Origin of the sequence: Microbacterium sp. ISL-103, from assembly GCF_018613995.1 — a bacterium.
Taxonomy (GTDB): Bacteria; Actinomycetota; Actinomycetes; order Actinomycetales; family Microbacteriaceae; genus Microbacterium.
This window is the reverse complement of record NZ_JAGGPD010000394.1, coordinates 1-8578: the sequence shown is the minus strand read 5'-3', so window position 1 is coordinate 8578 and position 8578 is coordinate 1. Positions and strand designations below refer to the sequence as shown.

The following is an 8578-nucleotide window of genomic DNA, read 5'->3' as shown; positions in this document are numbered from 1 at the left end:
CCTCGTGCGGGCGAGGGCCGGTTGGGATGACCTCGGACAGGTCGACGGCGAGCCGCTGCTGCGTCTGCACGGTCTGGTCACCCACGGCGATGTCGACATCGACGAGATCGAGCGTCGGCTGACCGCGCGCGGCATCCACGCCGAGATCGTGCCCCGCGATGCCGCATCGTCGCGCTGGTCGGGCATGCGCTTCTCCGAATCGGTGCTGTTCTCCCGCGACGCGGGCGTCGCCCGGGCATCGGCGGCCCTCGGCGAGCTCGAACGCCGCATCGTGGCGGCCGGAGGCGAGGTGCGGTGGCAGACCCCGGTCGTGCGTGTCGAGGACACCGGCGACGGCGTCGACATCGTGCTGCCCGAGGCGCGGCTGCGGGCCGGCGCCGTCGTCGTCACGGTCGGCGCGTGGACCGAGAGGATGCTGCCGGGCATCCGCCTTCCTCGTCTGGAGGTCACCGAGGAGTTCCCCGCGCACTTCCTCCCCGCGGCGGAGTCCGCCTGGCCGTCGTTCAACCACTACGTCGACACCGCGCGGTATCCCGCCACCGTCTACGGCATGCCGACGCCCGGCGAGGGAGTGAAGGTCGGGTTCCACCGGGTGGGCGAGGTCGTCGATCCCGACGCCCGCCCGCACGCGGTGACACACGCCGATGCGCTGACCGAGTACGTGCGCGAGTGGATGCCGGGTCTCGACCCCGCATCGGCCGCGCCGATCAGCTGCACGTACACGTCGACCGACGACAGCGCATTCGTGCTCGACCGGCGCGGCCGGATCGTCGTCGGTGCAGGCTTCTCGGGGCACGGGTTCAAGTTCGCACCGGGAGTGGGTGCCACCCTCGCCGACCTGGCGCTCGACCCGACCGCACTCGCGGCCGAGCCCTTCCGCCTGCCCTGAGCTGTCGGGATCAGCGTGCCCGCGCCACCCGCCGCTCGTCCCACACCGGAGCATCGGACTCGTAGACCTCGCCGTCCGACCCGAACACGAGGAACCGGTCGAAGGAGCGCGCGAACCAGCGGTCGTGCGTGACGGCGAGCACGGTGCCCTCGAAGCGCCGAAGCGCGTCCTCCAGCGCCTCCGCGGATTCGATGTCGAGGTTGTCGGTGGGCTCGTCGAGCAGCAGCAGGGTCGCGCCCGAGAGCTCGAGCAGCAGCACCTGGAAGCGCGCCTGCTGACCGCCTGAGAGCGACTCGAACGTCTGCTGGGCCTGACGCACTAGTCCGTAGCGATCGAGCGCCGAGCTCGCGGCATCCCTCGGCATCCCGGCCCGACGTTCGTCTCCGCGATGCAGGATCTCGAGCAGAGTGCGCCCGACGAACTCCGGGTGCGCGTGGGTCTGCGCGAACAGCCCCGGCACTACCCTCGCGCCGAGCGTCGCCCGCCCGGCGTGCTCGACCTGAGAGAGCTGCTCGCCTGTGGAGGTGACATGGCCGAGCGTCGGATCGGGATCGCTGCCCCCACGGGCGAGAAGGCGGAGGAAATGCGACTTGCCCGAGCCGTTCGACCCCAGCACAGCGACCCGGTCGCCGTACCAGACCTCGGCGTCGAAGGGACGCATCAGACCGGTGAGCTCGAGCCGCTGCGCGACCACCGCGCGCTTGCCCGTCCGCGAACCGCGCAGGCGCATGTCGAAGTCCTGGGCCGGCGGCCTCTCTTCGGGCGGACCCGCTTCCTCGAACTTGCGCAGGCGGGTCTGAGCCGCCTGGTAGCGCGGGGCGAACCCGTCGTTCGCCGACGCCTTGACCTTGAGGTTCGCGACCAGGATGCGCAGCTTCTCGTGCTGCTCGTCCCACCGCCGCCGGAGCTCGTCGAGTCTGTCCATGCGGTCGCTGCGCGCCTGGTGATACGTCGCGAACCCGCCGCCGTGCACCCACGCCGAGGCGCCCGCGCCGCCGGGCTCGAGAGTGATCAGCCGGTCGACCGCCCGCGCGAGCAGTTCGCGGTCGTGCGACACCAGCAGCACGGTCTTCGGCGTCTGGCGAAGCTGCTCTTCGAGCCAGCGCTTCGTGGGAACGTCGAGATAGTTGTCGGGTTCGTCGAGCAGCAGCACCTCGTCGGGCCCGCGCAGCAGCGCCTCGAGCGCGAGTCGCTTCTGCTCGCCGCCGGAGAGCGTCGTGAGCTCGCGGAAGCGGGCGCGCTCGTACGCCACGCCGAGCGCCGCGACCGTGCACTGGTCCCACACGGTCTCGTGCTCGTAGCCGCCGGCATCCGCGTACTCGGCGATCGCCGTCGCATACGCCATCTGCGTGTCGTGCTCGTCGCGCTCGATCAACGCGTTCTCCGCGGCCTCGAGCGCTTCGGCCGCCTGCCGGATCCTCCGCGGAGCGACCCCGACCAGCAGCTCGTGCACGGTCTGACCGGGCTCGCCGTGACCGACGAACTGATCCATCACGCCGAGCCCGCCGTCGATCGTCACGACGCCGGCCTCGGCCGACTGATCGCCGCGGATGATCCGCAGCAGCGTCGTCTTGCCAGCACCGTTGGGGCCGATGAGTGCGCTCGTCGACCCCGAACCGACGCGGAACGTCGTCTCGTCGAGCAGCGGTCTGCCGTCGGGGAGGGTCAGAGAGACCCCTGCAACATCGATATAGCCCACCGTGCGTGCCATCCTTCCGCCCGCATGGCGAGCCGACCAGGCTATCAGCAACCGGGACGGCGGTCGATCACATGCGGCGGCCGACGACCTGGATCGCCTCGGTGCGCGGGGCCACCGGTAACAGCATCCGGAACTCGGTTCCGACGCCCTCCCGGCTCGTCACGTCCATCGTCCCGCCGTGCGCGAGGATGATCGCGCGGGTGATCGTGAGACCGAGGCCGACGCCCGGCACCGCGTTCCGGGTCGCCGTCGACGCGCGGAAGAAGCGGGTGAAGAGCATCCCCTGCTCGTCTTCGGGGATCCCGACGCCGGTGTCGCGCACCGCCAGCTCGACGGCGCCGTCGACCTCGCGCACGCTCGCGGTGACCCGTCCGCCGGCGCCGGTGAACTTGATGGCGTTCGAGAGCAGGTTGTCGACCGCCTGCCCGATGCGGCCCGAGTCGATCATCATGCGCACCGGGGCAGACGGCACCTCGGCGACCAGTTCGATGCCTTCGCGCTGCGCGTGGGGTCCGGACGAGGCCACGGCGCCGCGCACCAGCTCGCCGACATCAGCCTCACCGCGCTCGAGGGGGAACCGCCCCGACTCGACCTGCGCGGTGAACAGCAGGTCGCCCACGAGGTTCAGAAGTCGCTGCGCGTTGCGCTCGATGATGCCCACGAACTCCAGCTGATCCGTGGTGAGCGGCTGGGCGGGGTCGTTCTGCAGAAGATCGAGGAACCCGATGATCGCGCTCAGCGGCGTCCGCAGCTCGTGCGAGATCATGCCGACGAACTCGTCCTTCATGCGTGCGACCTCGACGGCCTTGGTCTCATCCGTGATCACGAGCAGATAGCCGTGCCGCGAACCGTCGGAGTCCTGGTACGGGGTGACGGTCACCCTGGCGGGAACGGACGATCCGCCCGCTGTCGCGACGTCGACGTGCGCATCCACTGGAAGGCCGGCATCGGCGTCGTCGAAGAGCGCGCGCAGGCCGGGGTGGAGTCCGTCGACCTGCGTCGAGCCGTCCTCAGGCGCGAACTGCGCGAGCATGTGCGACGGGAAGAAGGTGTCGACCCGCACCTCGGCGAGAGCGTCTTCCACGGGCATCCCCAGCAGCCGCACGGCTCCGGGGTTCCAGGCCGTGATCTTTCCGCCGTTGTCGGTGGCGATGACCGCCTGGCCGGTGATCGAGTTCCACAGGCTCGTGAACGACTCCGAGAGTGCGCGGTACTGCTGCTCGCTCGCCTTCAGCTGCTCGAGGATGGCTTCATTGGCGGCGAGAGCGGCGGTGCGCTCGACGACGTGCGCCTCGGCCTGGGAGGTGCGAAGACGCTGCTGGCGCGACAGCTCGTTGACGATGGCGCCGACCGTCGCGAACACCAGCGGGCCGATCACTCCGCGCAGCCAGTCAGCCGGGTCATCGGGCGGGTCGATGAGGTTCGGCATGACCAGGGCGATCGACGAGAAGACGGCCACGATGACGACCTGACGGCGTCCTGGTGCCGCCGCGATCCAGATCACGGGCAGGAGGACGAAGGACGAGAAGAGCGACGCCGGTCCGCCGGTGCCGGCCCTGATCGCACCCAGCCCGAGGATGTCGATCATCGGGACGAGCATCACGACCCAGCCCTCGTACACGCCGCGCACCGAGAGGACGGCGGCGAACGCCGTCACCGCGGCGATGGTCGCGAGCCCGAGGATCGCGACCCCCGTGTCGGTCACCGGGATGCCAGGAATGGTCCACATGAGCACGGCCGCGATGGCGACCGCGATCGCCGTCGGCCCCTGCTTCATCAGCGGGGTCGGGTTGTCGAAGTAGCGCCGCCAGCTGAGCTCCATCGACTGCTGCACGGTGTTCGTCGGCGTCATCGCGGCAGGTCTCGGAGAAGGGCACGCAGGTCGGCGCCGACGATCGGCTTGGGGAGCGCGGCATCGGCATCGGGGTAGTCGCCCTCGTCGAGCACCGAGCTCACGATCAGGAAGCACTCCGGGTACCGGTTCTTGATCAGGCGCACGCACTCCGTGCCGCTGATGCCCGGAAGGAGCAGATCGATCACCGCGACGGCCGGCGAGATCGTGGCGAAAGCGGCGATCGCCGATTCCGCGTCGCTGGCCGCGAACCCGTCGAAGCCCTCCCGGTCGAGGTACCGCCGCAGGAGGTCCATCTGATCCGCGCTGTCCTCGACCACGAGGGCCAGCGGCCGACCGGTCATCGCAGGAACAGCTCTCGCACGATCACGATGACGACGACGATGCCGAGGGCGAGGAGGGCCTGAGGAACCAGGAGCTTCTCTCGACGCGCGTCGGCGACGATCTCCTCCTCCTCGGCGCTTCTCGATGGTGCGTCGGTCATGAGTCGACCCGTCCGATCTTCTCGGTCTTGATCCATGCGGCGTCGGCGTGACGCCATTCCTTGATGTACGAGTCGACGGTGATGGCGCACAGCAGCGAGCCATACCCGCAGACGTAGAGCAGCAGCCCTGCGAAGAAGCGTCCGCCCGGCAGCTTCTCCACCGCGCGGGCCAGCCAGATGCCGAGCATCGAGATCGGCCCCCACAGATAGAAGATGACCGCCCAGGTGAATCGGGTCTCATCCGTGACGGCGAGTCCGAGATCGCTCAGCCCCGCCTCGAACAGCCAGGGGAACAGGGCGATCGCCATGAGGATCAGGGCGCCGAGACCCGGGAACATCAACGCCTCGCGCCAGGACTGCCGACCGATGCGCCCGTCGAGTTGCACCGCATAGAGCATCGAGAAGAGATAGATGCAGGCGGCAGCGATCCACATGAAGCGGAACACGAACTCGGCGATCTCGCTGTGCAGGATGAGAAGCACGAGCAGAGCGGTGGCTGCGAGCACCATGAACGCGGGCAGCAGCAGGATCGTGAACCACGCGAGGCCGAACGAGAAGCTCCCCAGGTTGTGCTCGCGGCTGGGTCGGAACCACAGGTGGCGGTAGATCGAGGTCAGCTGCACGTTTCCGCGTGCCCACCGCAGGCGCTGCTTCCACAGGCTGTCGATGGTGCGGGGCTCCTCGGCCAGCACGACCGCGTGGGGCTCGAACACCATGCGGCGTCCCGCCAGCTGGCCCTCGAACGTCGTCATCGTGTCTTCGGCCAGGGTGCCTGTCGGGATCCGCCCGCCGATGGCCTCGAGGTTCGCCTTCGAGTGCAGCTGCGCGCCACCGGCCAGGCAGGCGATCGCTCCGCCGACGTTCTGGGTGCGACGGGCGGAGAGCTGTCCGATGACGTACTCGATCGCGATGAACCGGGTGAGGTAGTTGCGATCCCGGCTGCCCTCGGCGATGTAGGCGGTGACGGCTCCGACCTTCTCGTCGGCAAGATGACGACTCATCTTGCGCAGCGAATCGCGGGCGAAGATCACGTCGGCATCCATGATGAGCACCGCTTCGGTCCACTCGTCCGCGAGCACGATGTCGAGCCCGTGGTTGAGCGTGTGCGCCTTGCCCTCGCCGCCCTTGTCGCGCCGTAGGTGCACGACGCGTCCGGGGAACGCCTGCGCCTTCGCCGCGACCACCTGAGGAGTGTCGTCGGTCGAGGCGTCGTCGATGACGAAGATGCGCAGGCGGTCGGCCGGGTACTCGAGCTGCATCAGACGTTCGATCGCCTGTCCCAGCACCAGACCCTCGTTCCAGGCCGGGATCAACACCGCGACGCGAGGATGATGAGGAGCGGCCTTGCCGTAGTGATTGCGGAAGGCGTGCAACGGCAGAACCAGGAACTGCAGCCCCGTGTTGATCACCGGAAGGGTTCCGACGAGTACGCACACGAGCAGGATCACGACGACGGCGGTCTCGAGCCAGTTCAGATCGCCCATCAGCGCCCCTCCCACCGGTCGAGCATCTCGCTGACGCGCGCATAGCGCCCGACGTCGCGAGCGATGTGGCTGTCGGTCGATGCGACGATCTCGGCACCCGCGTCGCGCAGCGCATCGAGCAGCGGGATGCCGGGGCAGCCCCACTTCTCGTTCACCTCGACCATGGTGTCGGTCTCTGCCGCCGCCTTCGCCCACGCCGACACGCGGTCCTGCCCGAGGTCGTCCTCCGACAGGCCGATCTTGGGCAGGATCGAGAAGCAGTGCGCGAGCTGGTTGCCCGGATGCCGGCGCATCGATGCGATCAGAGCCGCGACGAGCTGATCGAGCACGTCATCCGTCGCCCAGCCGCCGTCGATCCGCTCCCGCACGGCGCTCGGGCCGAGTGGGCCGTCGATGCCGGGGAACTGATGGTCGGCGATGAGGATGCGGTCGATCCCGGCCGGCAGCTCGGGGATGTCGAGCGAGCCCGAGGCATCGAGGATCTTCGCCTCCACGCCCGTGAGCACGGTGAGTCCGTCGGGCACGCGCAGCGCGCTCACCGCGGCGAGGTAGTCGGGAACCCAGGGCGTCGACTGCCGCACGTGATCGACGAGGCGCACTGTCGTCAACCCGGCCGCAGCGGCCGCGGCGACGTTCTCGACCAGAGTCGAGACCGCGTCATCCGAGAACGTCGAGTGGACGTGGTGATCGCCTCGCAGCAGGGAGTGCGTCACAGTTCCTCCTGATGCCCCGCGTGCGCGGACACCAGAACCTCGTCGACCTCGACGATCACGTCTTCGAGGAATCGCACCGAGGCGATCTCGCGGAAGGCGACGCTCGACGGGATCTCGCGTCCGAGGAACAGGTCGGCGACGAGCGAGGGGATGTCGACGCCCGCGGCGATGGTGAGCGGCAGCGCTCCGGGGAAGCGCGGATTCACCTCGAGGAGCACGGCACGACCGGCGCGGTCACGTCGCAGCTGCACATTCGCGACCCCCACGAGGCCGATCGCCTGCGCGATGGATGCCGCGGCACTCTCGAGCTCTTCGTCGTGCACCGTGCGGCCGGCGATCGCCACACCGGAATCGACTCGCGCACGGGTGCGCGGCACGGCCGCCACCACCGAGCCCGAGGCATCGGCGATGACATCGACCGAGTACTCCTCCCCCGGAAGGAAGTCCTGCACGATGAGGCCCTCGTCCAGCGGCAGCGCCTCGAGCGCCGCACGATCGGGAACCATCCGCACCCCGCGACTGCCGGCGCCCTGACGCGGCTTCGCGAAGACCGGGAATTCCCAGTCCACTGCCTGCGCGTCGGGGCCCACGAGCACGGTGCGCGGAGTGAGGCCCGTCGATTCGCACCGCTCGGCGAGCAGCAGCTTGTCGAGGGCGACGGAGAGGGTCTCCTGCGAGGGTGCAGCCAGCACGGCCGGCGCCAGCTCTTCGCGGCGTCCGGCAAGGGCTGCGAGCTCGACGTCGACGGTGGAGATCACGAGATCGAGGCGGTCGTCCGCGACCATGCGTGCGATCGCCGCTACGAAGTCGTCATCGCGCCCAGGGGGCACGAGACGCCGATGCGTCGGCGGCACGAGATAGATCCCACTCGCCCAGCCGTCCATGTCGGCGGCGAAGACCTCGAGGTCGGAGCGGCCGAGCAGCGAGCGGATGACAGCCACACCGGCGGGTCCTCCGGCACCGGTCACCAGTACGCGCGCAGTCATCAGCTCTCCCGTCGTGTGAGTTCGTGGGCGCCGATGAACTCGGCGGTCTCGCGGACGACCTCGAGCGGCTCCACCGCGGATCCGCCCCCGAAGCGCGACCAGTACCGGGCGGTGGCGGTCACGAAATCGGGCTCGAGGTAGTCGCGGGTCGCCGTCTGAGAGCCGAAGCACTCGAGCAGCCGCAGCTTCTGAGCGATGTACTGGTCGATGCGCACGAACCGGGTCGGGCGGAAGTCGATCGTCGCCGAGGGGCTCTGGTAGCAGGCGACCGTTCCCACGCGGCGGGTCGCGGCGATCGTCGCCTCACTCACCGCTCGGTGATCCTGATGACGGTCGTTCGAGGAGTGGGTGTAGACGATGGTCGGCTGCACCTCCTGCACGACCTCTTCGATGAGCCGCACCGTGGCGCCGCCGCCGGAGATCTCGGTGTCGATGAGGTCCTTCACGAACAGCCGAGCCCCGAGGATCTCT

Annotated in this window: 9 protein-coding genes; 1 reads left to right on the top strand and 8 read right to left on the bottom strand. The window is 69.3% G+C overall.

The features are described from left to right. Positions 1 to 889 (top strand): FAD-dependent oxidoreductase (locus J7E68_RS14240; protein WP_215173616.1); only part of this gene is annotated, 889 nt, incomplete at its 5' end. Positions 890 to 899: 10 nt separating this feature from the next. Here J7E68_RS14240 and J7E68_RS14235 read toward each other — a convergent pair. From J7E68_RS14235 to J7E68_RS14200, 8 genes are all read right to left on the bottom strand, one after another. Next, positions 900 to 2588, bottom strand: a complete 1689-nt coding sequence (locus tag J7E68_RS14235) for an ABC-F family ATP-binding cassette domain-containing protein (RefSeq protein ID WP_215173619.1) — start codon at positions 2586 to 2588, stop codon at positions 900 to 902. A gap of 67 nt (positions 2589 to 2655) precedes the next feature. Next, positions 2656 to 4440, bottom strand: a complete 1785-nt coding sequence (locus J7E68_RS14230; RefSeq protein ID WP_251049003.1) for a PAS domain-containing sensor histidine kinase — start codon at positions 4438 to 4440, stop codon at positions 2656 to 2658. After that, on the bottom strand, positions 4437 to 4784 hold the full coding sequence (locus tag J7E68_RS14225; protein ID WP_215173615.1) for a response regulator: 348 nt from the start codon (positions 4782 to 4784) through the stop codon (positions 4437 to 4439). Before J7E68_RS14225 ends, J7E68_RS14230 begins: the two co-directional genes overlap by 4 nt. Further along, positions 4781 to 4924 (bottom strand): hypothetical protein, encoded by a 144-nt coding sequence (locus J7E68_RS14220; RefSeq protein ID WP_215173614.1) that lies wholly within the window; start codon positions 4922 to 4924, stop codon positions 4781 to 4783. Before J7E68_RS14220 ends, J7E68_RS14225 begins: the two co-directional genes overlap by 4 nt. Next, entirely contained in the window at positions 4921 to 6408 is a 1488-nt protein-coding gene (locus J7E68_RS14215; RefSeq protein WP_215173613.1) for a glycosyltransferase, read from the bottom strand. The genes J7E68_RS14220 and J7E68_RS14215 overlap by 4 nt, the downstream gene beginning before the upstream one ends. Further along, positions 6408 to 7121, bottom strand: a complete 714-nt coding sequence (locus J7E68_RS14210) for a PHP domain-containing protein (protein ID WP_215173612.1) — start codon at positions 7119 to 7121, stop codon at positions 6408 to 6410. The genes J7E68_RS14215 and J7E68_RS14210 overlap by 1 nt, the downstream gene beginning before the upstream one ends. Continuing rightward, positions 7118 to 8107 carry an ATP-grasp domain-containing protein gene (locus J7E68_RS14205; protein WP_215173610.1) on the bottom strand — a complete coding sequence of 330 codons (990 nt, stop codon included), beginning with the start codon at positions 8105 to 8107 and terminating at the stop codon, positions 7118 to 7120. Before J7E68_RS14205 ends, J7E68_RS14210 begins: the two co-directional genes overlap by 4 nt. Continuing rightward, positions 8107 to 8578: PIG-L deacetylase family protein (locus J7E68_RS14200; RefSeq protein WP_215173608.1), on the bottom strand; the 472-nt coding region annotated here is incomplete at its 5' end. The genes J7E68_RS14205 and J7E68_RS14200, both read right to left, overlap by 1 nt.

What these genes read in the sequence shown, in the direction of transcription:
- J7E68_RS14230 (WP_251049003.1), bottom strand. Translation starts at nt 4,440, where the DNA reads ATGACGCCGACGAACACCGTGCAGCAGTCGATGGAGCTCAGCTGGCGG.
- J7E68_RS14205 (WP_215173610.1), bottom strand. Translation starts at nt 8,107, where the DNA reads ATGACTGCGCGCGTACTGGTGACCGGTGCCGGAGGACCCGCCGGTGTG.
- J7E68_RS14215 (WP_215173613.1), bottom strand. Translation starts at nt 6,408, where the DNA reads ATGGGCGATCTGAACTGGCTCGAGACCGCCGTCGTCGTGATCCTGCTC.
- J7E68_RS14220 (WP_215173614.1), bottom strand. Translation starts at nt 4,924, where the DNA reads ATGACCGACGCACCATCGAGAAGCGCCGAGGAGGAGGAGATCGTCGCC.
- J7E68_RS14225 (WP_215173615.1), bottom strand. Translation starts at nt 4,784, where the DNA reads ATGACCGGTCGGCCGCTGGCCCTCGTGGTCGAGGACAGCGCGGATCAG.